Source organism: Paraburkholderia atlantica (assembly GCF_009362785.1).
Lineage (GTDB): Bacteria > Pseudomonadota > Gammaproteobacteria > Burkholderiales > Burkholderiaceae > Paraburkholderia > Paraburkholderia atlantica.
Window position 1 is genome coordinate 335304 of the sequence record NZ_WHNQ01000005.1, and the last position, 14794, is coordinate 350097.

13 protein-coding genes are annotated in these 14794 nt (G+C 65.0%); 7 read left to right on the forward strand and 6 right to left on the reverse strand.

The genetic code is table 11. The annotated features are described in order from the left end of the window. Positions 1 to 35 precede the first annotated feature (35 nt). Complete coding sequence (locus tag GCT19_RS10250; protein WP_152851802.1) at positions 36 to 962, reverse strand: bifunctional helix-turn-helix transcriptional regulator/GNAT family N-acetyltransferase; 927 nt, start codon at positions 960 to 962, stop codon at positions 36 to 38. Between the two features lie 367 nt (positions 963 to 1329). On the opposite strand from GCT19_RS10250, the gene GCT19_RS10255 reads away from it, so the two are divergent. The 5 genes from GCT19_RS10255 (at position 1330) to nagE (ending at position 8777) form a co-directional block, all read left to right on the forward strand. Beyond that, positions 1330 to 2064, forward strand: coding sequence for a GntR family transcriptional regulator (locus GCT19_RS10255; RefSeq protein WP_013088293.1), 735 nt, complete (start codon positions 1330 to 1332; stop codon positions 2062 to 2064). A gap of 75 nt (positions 2065 to 2139) precedes the next feature. Next, on the forward strand, positions 2140 to 3243 hold the full coding sequence (gene nagA, locus GCT19_RS10260; RefSeq protein ID WP_152851803.1) for an N-acetylglucosamine-6-phosphate deacetylase: 1104 nt from the start codon (positions 2140 to 2142) through the stop codon (positions 3241 to 3243). Next, a complete protein-coding gene (locus GCT19_RS10265; protein WP_193727390.1) occupies positions 3227 to 4243 on the forward strand; it encodes an SIS domain-containing protein in 1017 nt (338 codons plus the stop codon). The genes nagA and GCT19_RS10265 overlap by 17 nt, the downstream gene beginning before the upstream one ends. Before the next feature lie 11 nt (positions 4244 to 4254). Continuing rightward, complete coding sequence (ptsP, locus tag GCT19_RS10270) at positions 4255 to 6852, forward strand: phosphoenolpyruvate--protein phosphotransferase (protein WP_152851804.1); 2598 nt, start codon at positions 4255 to 4257, stop codon at positions 6850 to 6852. Positions 6853 to 6983: 131 nt separating this feature from the next. Next, positions 6984 to 8777: an N-acetylglucosamine-specific PTS transporter subunit IIBC gene (gene nagE, locus GCT19_RS10275; RefSeq protein WP_152851805.1), complete on the forward strand. Its 1794-nt coding sequence runs from the start codon at positions 6984 to 6986 to the stop codon at positions 8775 to 8777. 92 nt (positions 8778 to 8869) lie between these two features. Here nagE and cydX read toward each other — a convergent pair whose 3' ends face one another. The 5 genes from cydX to rpoH all read right to left on the reverse strand — a co-directional run bounded on the left by cydX (position 8870) and on the right by rpoH (position 13393). Continuing rightward, entirely contained in the window at positions 8870 to 8986 is a 117-nt protein-coding gene (gene cydX / locus GCT19_RS10280; protein WP_018434705.1) for a cytochrome bd-I oxidase subunit CydX, read from the reverse strand. Positions 8987 to 9029: 43 nt separating this feature from the next. Next, positions 9030 to 10166: a cytochrome d ubiquinol oxidase subunit II gene (cydB, locus tag GCT19_RS10285; protein WP_152851806.1), complete on the reverse strand. Its 1137-nt coding sequence runs from the start codon at positions 10164 to 10166 to the stop codon at positions 9030 to 9032. Between the two features lie 33 nt (positions 10167 to 10199). Further along, complete coding sequence (locus GCT19_RS10290; protein WP_018434703.1) at positions 10200 to 11792, reverse strand: cytochrome ubiquinol oxidase subunit I; 1593 nt, start codon at positions 11790 to 11792, stop codon at positions 10200 to 10202. Further along, entirely contained in the window at positions 11782 to 12042 is a 261-nt protein-coding gene (gene cydP / locus GCT19_RS10295) for a cytochrome oxidase putative small subunit CydP (RefSeq protein WP_026228534.1), read from the reverse strand. Before cydP ends, GCT19_RS10290 begins: the two co-directional genes overlap by 11 nt. A gap of 415 nt (positions 12043 to 12457) precedes the next feature. After that, entirely contained in the window at positions 12458 to 13393 is a 936-nt protein-coding gene (gene rpoH, locus GCT19_RS10300; RefSeq protein ID WP_026228533.1) for an RNA polymerase sigma factor RpoH, read from the reverse strand. Positions 13394 to 13746: 353 nt separating this feature from the next. Here rpoH and GCT19_RS10305 point away from each other — a divergent pair, with 353 nt between their 5' ends. Together GCT19_RS10305 and GCT19_RS10310 are read left to right on the forward strand one after the other, a co-directional pair. Beyond that, complete coding sequence (locus GCT19_RS10305; protein ID WP_152851807.1) at positions 13747 to 14310, forward strand: acyloxyacyl hydrolase; 564 nt, start codon at positions 13747 to 13749, stop codon at positions 14308 to 14310. A gap of 41 nt (positions 14311 to 14351) precedes the next feature. Beyond that, positions 14352 to 14735, forward strand: coding sequence for a nuclear transport factor 2 family protein (locus GCT19_RS10310; RefSeq protein WP_013088304.1), 384 nt, complete (start codon positions 14352 to 14354; stop codon positions 14733 to 14735). Positions 14736 to 14794 lie beyond the last annotated feature (59 nt).

Genomic DNA, 14794 nt, shown 5'->3' on the forward strand with positions numbered 1-14794 from the left:
GAGAAAAGCACGCGCCGTACAGGTGCGTGCTTTTTTTATAGCTCCAACTCCCATCTTTCGATCATCAGATCGTGGCCGAAGCGGCGCTGCGTCGTGCTATCGGCCAGCTTGAACCCAGCGCGCTCGCAAAGCCGGCGCGGCTCCGTCAATGCGCTCGCGGTGGTCAGCGTGAGCTTCGTGTAGCCCGCGCGCCGCGCGAAGCGCACGCATTCGCTGATCAGCTGCGTGCCGATGCCTAGCCGCCGCACGTCCGGTTCGACCCACAGCAGCCGTATGCCCGCGACTGTCGTCGAGACCCCGACGAGGCAAACCGAGCCGACCACCAGACCTTCCTGTTCGGCGATCCAGCACTTCTCGCGCAGTGGGTCGTTGCGCTGAGCGTACTCGGCGACGACGCGCGCAAGCAAGCCCTCGAACGTGTGATCCCAACCGTACTGCGCGGCGAACCACTGCGCCTGACGATGCACCAGCCAGCCGCATTCGCCGGCGCGCGGCTGACGCAGCACCACGAGTTCATGCTTCGGCTTGTCGCCGAGCAGCCGCTCGATCAGCTTCATCGCGGCGATCAACTGCTCCTGCGATAACGCGCTGAGTTTGTCGAGCAAGCCGAGTGCTTCGTGGATGGCAGCGGCGTCGAGCGGCGCGTAGGTCGCGTGGCCGTGCTCAGTGAGCGCGATCAGCGACTGGCGCGCGTCGGTGTCGGACGGGCGGCGCGAGATCAGGTTGCGTCGCTCGAAACTGGTCAGCAGGCGGCTCAGATAGCCACTATCGAGCCCGAGCGCGCGCCCGAGCACCGATGCGGTTTGCGCACGGGCGCGCGATAGCTCGTGCAGCACGCGCACTTCCGTCAGCGAGAACTCGCTTCGCGCCAGATGCTCGTGCAGGGCACCGATGCACTGGGTATAGAAGCGATTGAAATGGCGGACGGCCTGAGCGCGCCGCAGCGCCTCGGAATCAGTCAAGGACAGCTCCCCCGAAACTTTGATGGTCGGTACAGCGCACTATATCGGCGCGACCCTTATTTACAAAGCCAGTCCATCGCGGCCAGACGCCAACTGGTATTAAACAGGTATTGAGCATAGACAGAGTTTTGATACCACTAAAGGCCGATAACCGCTCGCTGGTATCGTCTAGTGGTGTGATTCGGGAAAGTCCTGGTCTGCGAATCCCCACGTCGGCAGCCCTCAAAATTGCCTGTGAGCCTTATCTGGCAAGGCTTTTAGGGGAGCAGGACCAGAGTGAAGCCAGTCCGTTGACTGGTATTATGTTGGTTATATAATGGGCTCTCATTTTTCGAGGCCGTGCTGCTCGCGGCGTCCTTGGAGCCCCATGGAAACTCGCTGGTCCGCATTGATGCCTGACGTGCGTAACGTCACGCCGCTCTACCTGCAGCTCGCGCGCAACCTGGCGACGGCGATCCATTGCGGCGTCTGGTCGGCCGGCGAGGCTCTGCCTTCCGAGCGCACACTGTCCGACGCGATCGGCGTATCGCGCATCACCGCGCGCAAGGCAATCGAGCTGCTGGTCGAGCAAGGACTGATCCGGCGCTCGCGCGGTGCCGGCAGCTTCATCACGCCGCGCGTCGAAGACCCGCTGTCGCGTCTCACCGGCTTCACGAAGAAGATGCAGCAGCGCGGTTTCCGCCCGGATTCGGTATGGCTCGAACGTGACGTGCGCGCCGCCAATCGCGACGAACTGCTGCACCTCGGCCTGTCGCCGGGGGCGGCCGTCGCGAGCCTGCGGCGGCTGCGGCGCGCGGACGGCATCGTGATGGCGGTCGAGCATTCGGCGCTGCCGGTCGCGATCGTGCCCGATCCGCTCGTGATCGGCGACTCGCTGTACAGCTATCTCGAGCAACGCGGCGCTGCTGTGGTGCGCGCGTTGCAGCACTTCCGCGCGGTCAACGCGTCGAGCGAAATCGCCGCGCTGATGGACATCGAACCGCGCACCGCACTGCTGGTCATTACCCGTATCGGTTACAGCGCGGATCAACGCGCGATCGAGTTGACCGACACCTATTGCCGCGACGACTACTACGACTTCGTCGCTGAACTGCGCACCTGAACTGCGCGGGCCGCATAGGCCGCAAGTCCGGCGAACGCACTTTTGCCGCATACGTATCACGCACCAGAGAGACTCATGCTGACCGGAAACATACTCACCACCGAAGGGTGGATCCACGGCACGCTCGAATACGAAAACGGCCGCATCACGGCGCTGTCAGGCGAGCGCGTCGATCCGTCGACGAACGACGCACCGTACATCCTGCCCGGCTTCATCGATCTGCACGTGCATGGCGGCGGCGGCGCCGACGTGATGGAAGCCGGCGACGCGATCGAAACGATCACGCGCACGCATGCGCGCTACGGCACCACGAGCCTGCTCGCGACGACGATGACCGCGCCGCGCGACGAGCTGATGAACGTCGTCGCCGGGCTCGGCAACGTCACGCGGCTGCGCACGCCGGGTTGCGCGCGTGTGCTCGGCGTGCATCTGGAAGGGCCGTACATCAACCCCGGCAAGCTCGGCGCGCAGCCCGACGCGGCGGTCTCGGCGGTGTTGGACGAGGTGCTCAAGTATCTGTCGATCGCGCCGATTCGGGTCGTCACGCTGGCGCCCGAGATCGCCGGCCACATGGAGATCATCTCCGAGATGGCGGCGCGCGGCGTGCGCGTGCAGCTCGGCCATTCGCTCGGCACCTACGACGACGCGGTCGCCGCGCTCAAGCACGGCGCATGCGGCTTCACGCATCTGTTCAACGCGATGTCGCCGCTGCATCACCGCAATCCAGGCCTCGTCGGCGCGGCGCTCGCGCACGCCGAATACGCGGAAATCATTCCCGACCTGCTGCACGTGCATCCGGGCGCGATCCGCACCGCGCTGCGCGCGATTCCGCGCCTGTACGTGGTGACGGACAGCACGTCGGCCACCGGGATGCCCGACGGCGAGTACCGCCTCGGCAGCCAGCACGTGACCAAGTGTCTGGGCGGCGTACGTCTGGCCGACGGCACGCTCGCGGGCAGCACGCTGACGATGGATCAGGCGCTGCGCAATCTTGTCTCGATCGGCCTGCCGATCGCCGATGTATCCCACCGTTTGTCGCGCTACGCCGCCGACTATCTCGGCATCGAGGACCGCGGCCGCATCGCGCGTGGCGCGTGGGCCGACGTGGTCGTCTTCGACCGCGAGCTGGCGCTTAGCGCAACCTACGTCGAAGGAGAAGCCATTGTCGAATATGCTTAAAGAAGCGCTCGCGTCGGCCGCAACGGTCGCCGAGCAGCTCAAGGACACCTCGCGCGTCGCGGCGCTCGCCGCGAAGCTCGCGCAACAGCCGCGCCACGTCGCGCTGACCGTCGCGCGCGGCAGCTCGGACCATGCCGCCAGTTACTTTGCATCGCTGACGATGAGCCGCCTCGGCGTGCCGGTCGCGTCGCTGCCGATGTCGGTGGCGACGCTGCAGCAGGCGCCGCTGCAGGTGCGCGATCAGCTTGCGCTCGCGTTTTCGCAATCGGGCAAGAGCCCCGACCTCGTCGGCACGATGAACGCGTTGCGTGCAGCCGGCGCGCTGACGGTCGCCGCCGTCAACGCACCGAACTCGCCGCTCGCCGACGCGTGCGAGTGGCACCTGCCGCTCGTCGCCGGTCCCGAGCTGAGCGTCGCGGCGACCAAAAGCTACATCGCGATGCTGTCGATCTCCGCGCAACTGATCGCGCATTGGCAGAACGACGCCGAGTTGCTCGCCGGACTGAATACGCTGCCCGACGCGCTGGAACGCGCGGGCCGGCTCGACTGGTCGATGGCCGTCAACGAGTTGCGCGGCATCGAGCGGATGATCGTGATCGGCCGCGGCCTTGGCCTCGCGATCGCGCAGGAAGCCGCGCTGAAGCTGAAGGAAACTTCCGGCATTCAGGCCGAAGCGTTTTCGAGCGCGGAAGTGCGTCATGGTCCGATGGAGCTGATCGACCGCGACTATCCGCTGCTCGTGTTCGCACCGCGCGGGCCGGAGCAGGCGGGTCTGCTGCAACTGGCGCACGACATGCGCGCGCGCGGCGCGCGCGTGTTGCTCGCGGCACCCGATGACGTCGCGGAAGCTTCGCTGCCGCTCGTCGCCACCGCACACGCGGCGCTCGATCCGATCGCCGCCATCCTGTCCTTTTACGTGATGGCCGCGGATCTTGCCGCCGCGCGCGGGCGCAATCCCGACGCGCCACGCCATCTGAACAAAGTCACCGAAACTCACTGACGAGAACGACGATGCGACGTGTCGAGAAGTCCAACCTGATGAGCCATTCCGAAGATCACATTGTTTTGCTTGCACCGCTGACCGGTCCGGTCGTGCCGCTCGCGAAGGTGCCGGACCCGGTGTTTGCGGGCGGCATGTTCGGCGACGGCATCGGCGTCGATCCGCTCGAGGGGCGGCTCGTCGCGCCGTGCGACGGCGTCGTCACGCATCTCGCGCGCACCGGCCACGCGGTGACGTTGGAGAGCGCCGAAGGCGCGCAGATACTGCTGCATATCGGTATCGACACGGTCGGGCTGAACGGCAAGGGTTTTGCGCCGATGGTCGCGCAGGGCGCGCAGGTCCGCGCTGGTGACGTGCTGATCGAGTTCGATCAGGATCAGGTCGCGCTGAATGCGCCGAGCCTCGTGTCGGTGGTCGCGATCGCGAATTCGGAAACGTTCGAGGTCATCGAGCGGGCGCCAAACGGGCACGCCGAGGCCGGCGAAACGCCGCTGCTGGTGCTGCGCGCGCGCGACGGCGTCAGTCATGACGCAGTGCGTGAGGCGTGCGCCGCTCAGGTGATGGACGAAGCGCGCCGACAGATCACGCTGACGCACGCGGGCGGTCTGCATGCGCGGCCCGCGGCGCGAGCGCGCGAAGCGGCGCGCGGCTTCGACGCGCGCGTCGAGGTGCGCTACGACGGCCGCAAGGCGCCGATCGAAAGCGTCGTGGGTCTGCTGGGACTCGGTGCCGGCGAAGGCGCGAGCGTCGAACTGCTCGGCGTCGGTCCGCAGGCGCAGGCGGCGGTCGATGCGATTGCTCACGAATTGACTCGCGAAGCGCACGGCGAAGTCGAGCAGAAGCGCGAACAGAAGCCGGCGGCAGCACCGACGACCGTGGTTGCCGTGCCCGCCACGGGCGAGCCGCTCACGCCGAATACGCTCGCGGGCGTGTGCGCGGCGCCGGGCGTCGCGGTCGGCAAGCTGGTGCGCTGGGACGACGCTGATGTCGATCCGCCGGAGCAGGCGAGCGGCACGTCGGCGGCGGAGAGCCGTCTGCTCGACAAGGCGATCGCGACCGTCGACGCCGATCTCGACACGATCGTGCGCGATGCGTCGCAACGCGGCTCGGTCGGCGAGGCGGGAATTTTCGCGGTGCATCGCGTGCTGCTCGAAGATCCGACGCTGCTCGACGCCGCGCGCGATCTGATCAGTCTTGGCAAGAGCGCGGGTTTTGCGTGGCGCGAGGCGATCCGCGCGCAAATAGACATCCTGAGCAATGTCGAAGATGCACTGCTCGCCGAGCGGGCCGCCGATCTGCGCGACATCGAAAAGCGCGTGCAGCGCGCGCTCGGCTACACGAGCAGCGCGGCCCGCACACTGCCGGACGAAGCGGTGCTCGCGGCCGACGAATTTACGCCGTCGGATCTGTCGTCGCTCGACCGCACGCGGGTGACCGCGCTCGTGATGGCGCGCGGCGGCGCGACCTCGCATGCGGCGATTCTCGCGCGGCAGGCGGGCATCCCTGCGCTGGTCGCGGTCGGCGACGCGTTGCATGCGATTCCCGAGGGCACTCAGGTGGTGGTGAACGCGAGCACCGGGCGGCTCGAATTCGCGCCGACCGAACTCGACGTCGAACGCGCCCGGCGCGAACGCAGCCGCCTCGCCGACGTGCGCGAAGCGAATCGCCGCACGTCGCAACAGGCAGCGGCGACCGCCGACGGCCGCGCGATCGAAGTGGCCGCGAACATCGCCACACTCGACGACGCGAACGCCGCGGTCGATAACGGCGCCGACTCGGTCGGTCTGCTGCGCACCGAGCTGCTGTTCATCCACCGCCCGGCCGCGCCGAGCGCGGACGAGCATCGCCACAGCTATCAGGCGATCGTCGATGCGTTGCGCGGCCGCACCGCGATCATCCGCACGCTCGACGTCGGCGCGGACAAGGAAGTCGACTATCTGACGCTGCCGCCTGAGCCGAATCCCGCGCTCGGCCTGCGCGGCGTGCGCCTCGCGCAGGTGCGCCCCGATCTGCTCGACGACCAGCTGCGCGGCCTGCTCGCGGTGCGTCCGATCGGCGCCGTGCGCATCCTGCTGCCGATGGTCACCGACGCGGGCGAACTGATCCGCATCCGCAAGCGTATCGACGAGCTTGCACGCGAAGCGGGCAGCACCGAGCCGGTCGAAGTAGGTGTGATGATCGAAGTGCCGTCGGCTGCATTGCTCGCCGATCAGCTCGCACAGCACGCCGATTTCCTGTCGATCGGCACCAACGACCTGACTCAATACACGCTCGCAATGGACCGCTGCCAGCCCGATCTCGCGGCGCAGGCGGACGGCCTGCATCCGGCGGTGCTGCGGCTGATCGCGGCGACCGTCGAAGGTGCCGCGAAGCACGGCAAATGGGTCGGCGTGTGCGGCGCGCTCGCTGGCGACCCGCTCGCGATGCCGCTGCTGGTGGGCCTGGGTGTGACCGAGCTATCGGTCGATCCGGTCTCGGTGCCCGGCATCAAGGCACGCGTGCGCACGCTCGACTATCAGTTGTGCCGCCAGCGCGCCCGCGATGCGCTCGCGCTCGACTCGGCGCAGGCGGTTCGAGCCGCAAGTCGCGCGACGTGGCCGCTCGATTGAAAGATTAATCAATTGGAGAACCCGCACGCCGTGCGTCCGGCAGTACGGCTGCCTTCACGCGCGGCGCGGTTCTCCGCATCGCTGCACTACTCACCGAAGACGTACCCCTCGAGACAAAATTGGAGATACCGATGGATGCAAATCCGTTTCTGAAGATACAGCGCCTGGGACGCGCGCTGATGCTGCCGATCGCGGTGCTACCGGTCGCCGGCCTGCTGCTGCGGCTCGGCCAGCCCGACGTGTTCAACATCAAGATGATCGCCGATGCGGGCGGCGCGATCTTCGACAACCTGCCGCTGCTGTTCGCGATCGGCGTGGCGGTCGGCTTCGCCAAAGACAATAACGGCGTCGCGGGTCTGGCTGGCGCAATCGGCTATCTGGTGCAGATCGCGGTGATGAAGGACATCAACGACAAGCTCAACATGGGCGTGCTGTCGGGGATCATCGCGGGGATCGTCGCGGGGCTGCTGTACAACCGCTACAAGGACATCAAGCTGCCCGACTACCTGGCATTCTTCGGCGGCAAACGCTTCGTGCCGATCGTGACAGGCGTGGTCTGCGTGGTGCTAGGCATCATATTCGGCCACGTGTGGGCGCCGGTGCAGAGCGCGATCGATCTGGCCGGCCACTGGCTCACGACGGCCGGCGCGCTCGGCGCCTTCGTGTTCGGCGTGCTGAACCGCTTGCTGCTCGTCACGGGCCTGCATCACATCCTGAACTCGCTGACGTGGTTCGTGTTCGGCAGCTTCACGCCGGCCGGCGGCGCGGCGGTCACGGGCGACCTGCACCGCTTCTTCGCCGGCGACCCGACCGCGGGCACTTTCATGACCGGCTTCTTCCCGGTGATGATGTTCGGCCTGCCGGCCGCGTGTCTCGCGATGTTCCACGAGGTGCCGAAGGAGCGTCGCGCAGTGGCCGGCGGCCTGCTGTTCTCGATGGCGCTCACGTCGTTCCTGACCGGTGTGACCGAGCCGATCGAGTTCAGCTTCATGTTCCTTGCGCCGGTGCTGTATGCGATCCACGCACTGCTGACGGGGCTGTCGCTCGCGATCTGCTCGGCGCTCGGCATTCACCTCGGCTTTACGTTCTCGGCGGGCTTCATCGACTACGTGCTGAACTTCGGTCTGTCGACGAAGGGCTGGTGGGCGATTCCGCTCGGCATCGTGTACTCGGTCGTGTACTACGGTCTGTTCCGCTTCTTCATCCGCAAGTTCAACATGGCGACGCCGGGCCGTGAGCCCGCCGCCGCGGAAGAGCAGGTCGAGTCGTTCGCGGCGGGCGGTTTCGTCGCGCCGGCGGCCGGTGCGGCCGTGCCGCGCGCGCAGCGTTATATCGCGGCGCTCGGTGGCGCGGCGAACCTGTCGGTCGTGGATGCATGCACGACGCGTCTGCGTCTGTCGGTCGTCGATGCGGACAAGGTCTCCGAAAGCGAACTGAAGTCGATCGGCGCGCGTGGCGTGCTCAAGCGCGGCGCGAACAACGTGCAGGTGATCATCGGACCGGAAGCGGACATCATCGCCGATGAGATGCGTACAGCGATCGCGCAGGGTCAGGGCGACGCAGTGAAGGTGGCTTCTGCTGCATCGGCGCCTGCTGCTGCCGCGCCGGTCGCGCGAAACGCTGGGCACACCGATGACGCGCAAGGCGGTCCGCTCGACCCCGATCCGCTGCGCTGGCTCGCCGTGTTCGGCGGCGCGGGCAACGTGGTGTCGCTCGATGCGGTCGCGGCGACCCGTCTGCGCGTGGTCGTGCGCGATCCGTCGGCGGTCGATCGTCAGCGCCTCGCGACGCTCGATACCGCGTGGGTGTCGACCGACACATTCCATGTCGTCGTCGGCGAGGCCGCGCAGCGCTATGCGCAGAAGCTGGCCGAGCGCCTGTCGTCGCAAGGCGGTGGCGCGGGCGCGGCGCCGGTGCCCGCATGATCGGTTGACGGCTGTCGGGCGCTGTTGAGTTAAAAAAAAGCGGCACCTTGTCCCAAGGTGCCGCTTTCGCTTTTACGACCCGAGCGTGGCGCCTAGCGAGGCACCCGCTTTGCCGGGCGCGCCAATTCGCGCGATTCGAGCCACATCACATTGACGACGCCGAACGCCAGCGCGACGCCAATGCCGAGAATCCAGCTGAAATACCACATCACGAACTCCTGTTTCCGGTTTGCGGTTGATGCATCGTGCCGCTCAATACATCGAATGATGGTTTTCCTTGATCGCCGCGGCGGTCACCTTGCCGCGCATCACGCGATACACCCAGCCCGTATAGAGCAGGATGATCGGCAGGAACAGGATCACCGCGAACAGCATGATCTCGAGCGTCATCTGGCTCGACGTCGCATCCCACATGGTCAGGCTGCTGCGGCCGTCGAGTGACGAAGGCATGATGAACGGAAACATCGAGAAGCCCGCGGTCAGGATCACGCCGACGACCATCAGCGAGGTCGACAGGAACGCCGTCGCCTCGAAGCGCGAGCGTGCGAGCAGCACCGCGAGCACCCCGCCGACAAAACCCGCGAGCGGCGCGATCGCCATCCACGGATAGAGCGCGTAGTTGTTCAGCCACAAACCCGGCGCGCCGATCACGGTCTTCATCAACGGATTGGAGACGGCGTCGAGCGGCGGCATGTCGACGATCTGATAGCCGCCGATCATCGTCGCGACGAACGCACCCGCGATGAGAAACAACACCACCGCGCACAGCGCCGCGAGCCGCAGCGCCTTCGACGCGCGCTCGTGGACCACGCCATCGGTCTTCCACTTGACGAACGAGGCGCCGTGCGCGGCCAGCATCGACACGCTGACGAGACCCGTCAGCAACGCGAACGGATTGAGCAGGCCGAAGAAGCTGCCGTGATAGGTGACGCGCAGATCGGTATCGAACGAGAACGGCACGCCTTGCAGCAGATTGCCGAACGCGATGCCGAACACCAGCGCCGGCACGAAGCCGCCGATGAAGAGACCCCAGTCCCACGCGTTGCGCCAGCGCGGATCTTCGCGCTTGCCGCGATAGTCGAAGCCGACCGGGCGGAAGAACAGCGCGAACAGCACCAGCAGCATCGCGAAGTAGAAGCCCGAGAACGATGCCGCATAGGCGAGCGGCCACGCCGCGAACATCGCGCCGCCTGCGGTCACGAACCAGACCTGGTTGCCTTCCCACGTCGCGCCGACCGTGTTCACGACGATGCGCCGCTCGGAGTCCGTTTTGGCTATGAACGGCAGCAGCATCGCCGCGCCCATGTCGAAGCCGTCGGTGAGCGCGAAGCCGATCAGCAGTACACCGATCAATACCCACCAGATCAGTTTGAGGGCTGCGTAGTCCATATGGCTTATTCCTCTGAAGCGGTTGGCGGCGCGTCACACGGCCGTGTTCGACAGCGGCTGCGTCACCTGCTGTTCGATCTCGTGGTGATAGCGGCCCGTATGCAGCGACGAAGGGCCGAGCCGCGCGTACTTGAACATCAGCATGATCTCGATGACGAATAGCCCCGTGTAGAACAGCACGAAGCCGCCGATGCTCAGATACAGATCGCGCGGCGTCAGTGTCGATGCGGCCAGGTTGGTCGGCAGAATCCCCGCGATGCTCCACGGCTGGCGCCCCATTTCAGCGACGATCCAGCCGAGCTCGGCGGCGAGCCATGGCAGCGGAATCGCGATGACCGCCCAGCGCAGGAACCAGCGGCGCTTTTCGAGCAGCAGCGTGCGCTGCGCGCAGAACCAGAACGCGAGCACGAAGGTCGCGAGGAACAGCAGGCCGAGGCCGACCATCATGCGGAACGAGAAGAACAGCGGCAGCACCGGCGGAATCGTGCTTTTTGCCGCGGCCGCGATCTGGTCGGGCGTCGCGTCGGTGACGTTCGGCGTGAACTGCTTGAGCAGCAGGCCGTAGCCGAGATCGTCCTTGTACTTGTCGAACGCGGCGTGCGCTTCGTCGCTCGAGTCGCCGCCTTTCAACTTCTGCAGCGCCGAGAAGGCGAGCATGCCGTTCTTGATGCGCCCTTCGTTTTCGGCGATCAGGTCGCGCAGGCCGACCACGGGTTCGCTTAGCGAGCGCGTCGCGATGATACCGAGCGCGTACGGCACGCGGATCGCGTAGTCGGTGCGCTGCTCTTTCTGATTGGGGATGCCAAATATGGTGAACGGTGCCGGCGCGGGCGCGGTCTCCCATTCGGACTCGATCGCGGCGAGCTTGACCTGCTGGACTTCGCCGGTCCGATAGCCGGATTCGTCGCCGAGCACGATCACGCACAGCGCCGACGCGAGGCCGAAACCGGCGGCGATCGCGAACGAGCGCAGCGCGAACTCGGTGTCGCGGCGTTTCAACAGGTACCACGACGACACGCCGAGCACGAACATCGCCGCGGTCACGTAACCTGCCGACACCGTGTGCACGAACTTCACCTGTGCGACCGGGTTGAAGATCACCGAGCCGATGCTGTCGAGCTCCATGCGCATCGTCTGGTAGTTGAACCTCGCGCCGACCGGATTGTTCATCCAGCCGTTGGCGACCAGAATCCACAGCGCCGACAGGTTCGAACCGAGCGCGACACAAAACGTGACGATCAGATGCTGCACTTTTGACAATCTGTTCCAGCCGAAGAAGAACAGACCGACGAACGTCGATTCGAGGAAGAACGCCATCAGTCCTTCGACGGCGAGCGGCACGCCGAAAATATCGCCGACGTAATGCGAGTAATAAGCCCAGTTGGTGCCGAACTGAAACTCGAGCGTGAGGCCGGTCGCGACGCCCATTGCAAAGTTGATGCCGAACAGCTTGCCCCAGAACTGCGTCATGTCCTTGTAGATCTGCTTGCCGGTCATCACGTAGACCGACTCCATGATGACGAGCAACCAGGCGAGGCCGAGCGTGAGCGGCACGAACAGAAAGTGATAAAGCGCCGTGATGGCGAACTGGAGCCGCGACAGTTCTACGACTTCGCTAACGGGCATGTTGATCACCTTGGGACGGATGCGGGGCGGGCACCGACAGCAGCGCCTGCGCGACCTGCTGAGGCGGCAGCATCATGTGCTCCGCCTGTGGATGATTGAAGAACGTGAACTTGAGCGCCATCAGCAGAGCGAACTTGATGGCGAGGATGATGGCGATATCGCGCGCCAGCGTTGGACCGCGCACCCACCTGATGAACCGGCCGCGCACGCGTGACCGGACAGTGCTGCTGCGATTGAGGGCTATGGTCATGATCGGTCGAAGACGACTTCACGCCGGTGAGTCCGGCTGGATCCAGACCGCCCTGGCCGTCAGGCAGTCTGGCGAATGCATGCCGATTGTAGGAGGGGGAACCTCGCGCGCTCAGGGTTAGCCATGCGGCATCACGTCGCGAAACTTGCCGCGTCTGTCCAGTATTGCTACCGGACTTGCGATACGTCAAGAAAGGCTTACCGGCCTCGACAGGCGGGCTTGGGAATTGGCCTCCGCGGATGCACGCCGGCCGGGGGACGCACGAATGGACGACAGGAATGAAAAAGCCCCGCCGTCATGCGAGGGCGGGGCTTGAGCGCGGTGGTCGCTAAATGGTACGCGACCAGCTACCGTGTGTCGCTTTTACCCATGTCGTGGCCGGGACACAATTGACGCGCGCATGGCTTCGATGCTTTTACGCGTATTCGGTCAGTGCGCCGCGCATTTTCTTCATCGCGCTGGCTTCGATTTGACGGATACGTTCGGCCGACACGCCGAACTCGTCGGCCAGCTCATGCAACGTGGAGCCGCCCGAGCCGTCGTCGGCCACCTTCAGCCAGCGCGCTTCGATGATGCGGCGGCTGCGCGGATCGAGCGCGTCGAGCGCGCTTGCGATGCCGTCGCTTTGCAGCCGGTCACGCTGACGCGAAGCCAGCACGGCGGTCGGCTCGCTATGCGAGTCGGCCAGATAGGCGATCGGCGCGTACGACTCTTCACCGTCTTCGACCTGACCTTCGAGCGCGATATCGCCGCCCGACAGACGCGTTTCCATCTCCGCGACCTCTTCGCGCTTCACGTTCAGTTCCTTCGCGAGACCCTCGATCTCGTCAGGGGTGAACGCGCCGAGGCCCTGCTTGTGGCTGCGCAGGTTGAAGAACAGCTTGCGCTGCGCCTTCGTGGTGGCGACCTTCACCATGCGCCAGTTGCGCAGGATGTATTCGTGGATCTCGGCCTTGATCCAGTGCATCGCGTACGACACGAGGCGCACGTTTTGCTCGGGATCGAAGCGCTTGACCGCTTTCATCAGGCCGATGTTGCCTTCCTGGATCAGGTCGGCGTGCGGCAACCCGTAACCGAGGTAATTACGCGCGATCGACACGACGAGTCGCAGGTGCGACAGCACCAGGCGGCGCGCGGCCTCCAGATTGTCGTGTTCGCGCAATTCGGTGGCGAACTTGCGTTCTTCCGCCGGCGTCAGCATCGGAATCCGGTTGACCGCCTGAATGTAGGCGTCGATGTTGCCCAGTTGACCGGACAGCAGCGAGGAATGCGAGAGCGCCAGTGCACCTGCCGGAGCGGCCTTAGCCGACGACGGGCTCAAAGTACTCGGAAGGGTCATTGCATGGCTCACGTGTGAAGCTCCTTTGGAATCAGACAATAGCGTACTCAGTAAACGACTCCAGCGATGGATGTTAGCACTCAGATCTGCCGAGTGCTAATACTTAGAGGTCGCAGGGGTATCCAAGTTCCTCAAAATCCTATTGAATCTCGATTTCTAATAGCCATCATACGCTCTATTTGGCTCGTGCGCTGAGCCTGTACAAATCACCGTTCGGGGCGGTTGCAGACTTACGATTGACTGACAACAGCCTGTTTTAAAGAGAATAATTGCTGCTCGGACGCATTATCGGGAAGATACTTGCTCCGGAATTCATGCTTAGAATAAAGGGGGCGCTCGACTAATAACCGCTGTATGGGGGCCGGATGAACAACAAGAATCTTGTGGTCCGTGGACTTACTCTAAAAAGCGCGTTGGCCGTTCTCCTATTGGGTGCGGCGGGCGCGTCCCAGGCTGACCAGTTCGGCGTGCAGGTGGCTGCCGGCGTCGGCGATCATCACGTGAAGAGGCTCGATCTCGGCGTGGTCTGGGACCCGAACCTCACCTGGTGGCAGATCGGCGACTGGCATTTCGCGTTGATCGGCGAGGCGCACGTCGCGTGGTGGCACACCAATGAAGGAAACGTTCACGACGACATCGGCGAGATCGGCGTGACGCCGGTGATTCGCTTCATCAAGTCGTCGGGCTTGGTGCGGCCTTTCGTCGAGGTGGGTGCCGGTGTCGGGTTGCTGACCAGCCCGCGCATTTCTTCCGACTTCACGTTGGGCACCGCGTTCCAGTTCGCCGAGATGGCGGGCGTCGGTCTGCAGTTCGGCGCTCATCAGCAGTATGTCGCAGGCTATCGCTTCCAGCATGTTTCCAATGGCGGTATCAAAGAGCCGAATCCTGGTATAAATTTCAGCCAGCTATATTTGCAATATCACTTCTGACCGTGGCCCCTTGCGGCTCGCGGTGTTCGAGGGGCTCTGCAATGGCGGCAAAGATGATCGAAGCGATTCGCGGGCTCGAGCGAGAGCGATTTCGCGCGATGGTCGACGGCGATGGGCAGTCGCTCGACACGCTGCTCGCGGACAACGTGAGCTACGTCCACACGAACGGCAAGCGCGAAACGAAGCGACAGTTCATCGACGGGATCACCGCGGGGCGCCGTCGTTATCGGCAGATCGAGGTGCAGTCGCAGGAAGTCTTGCCGGCCGGGCGCGAAACCTATGTGGTTACGGGCCGCGCGCTGATCGAGATGGAAGCGAACAACGGCGCGCTGCTGTTCCCGATTGCGTATACCGCGATTCACACGCACGAAGACGGGCAGTGGCGGCTGATCGCATGGCAGGCGACGCGTTGCGCGCTGGAGTGAGATTTCATCGCGCGGACGCGCCTCGTGAGCGCGTCCGTGGCGGCAGCGGAATGCGGGGT

Coding starts and splice junctions, on each gene's coding strand:
- GCT19_RS10310 (WP_013088304.1), top strand. CDS start 14,352: ATGGCGGCAAAGATGATCGAAGCGATTCGCGGGCTCGAGCGAGAGCGA.
- cydP (WP_026228534.1), bottom strand. CDS start 12,042: ATGACCATAGCCCTCAATCGCAGCAGCACTGTCCGGTCACGCGTGCGC.
- GCT19_RS10255 (WP_013088293.1), top strand. CDS start 1,330: ATGGAAACTCGCTGGTCCGCATTGATGCCTGACGTGCGTAACGTCACG.
- nagA (WP_152851803.1), top strand. CDS start 2,140: ATGCTGACCGGAAACATACTCACCACCGAAGGGTGGATCCACGGCACG.
- cydX (WP_018434705.1), bottom strand. CDS start 8,986: ATGTGGTATTTCAGCTGGATTCTCGGCATTGGCGTCGCGCTGGCGTTC.
- GCT19_RS10305 (WP_152851807.1), top strand. CDS start 13,747: ATGAACAACAAGAATCTTGTGGTCCGTGGACTTACTCTAAAAAGCGCG.
- cydB (WP_152851806.1), bottom strand. CDS start 10,166: ATGGACTACGCAGCCCTCAAACTGATCTGGTGGGTATTGATCGGTGTA.
- nagE (WP_152851805.1), top strand. CDS start 6,984: ATGGATGCAAATCCGTTTCTGAAGATACAGCGCCTGGGACGCGCGCTG.
- ptsP (WP_152851804.1), top strand. CDS start 4,255: ATGCGACGTGTCGAGAAGTCCAACCTGATGAGCCATTCCGAAGATCAC.
- GCT19_RS10290 (WP_018434703.1), bottom strand. CDS start 11,792: ATGCCCGTTAGCGAAGTCGTAGAACTGTCGCGGCTCCAGTTCGCCATC.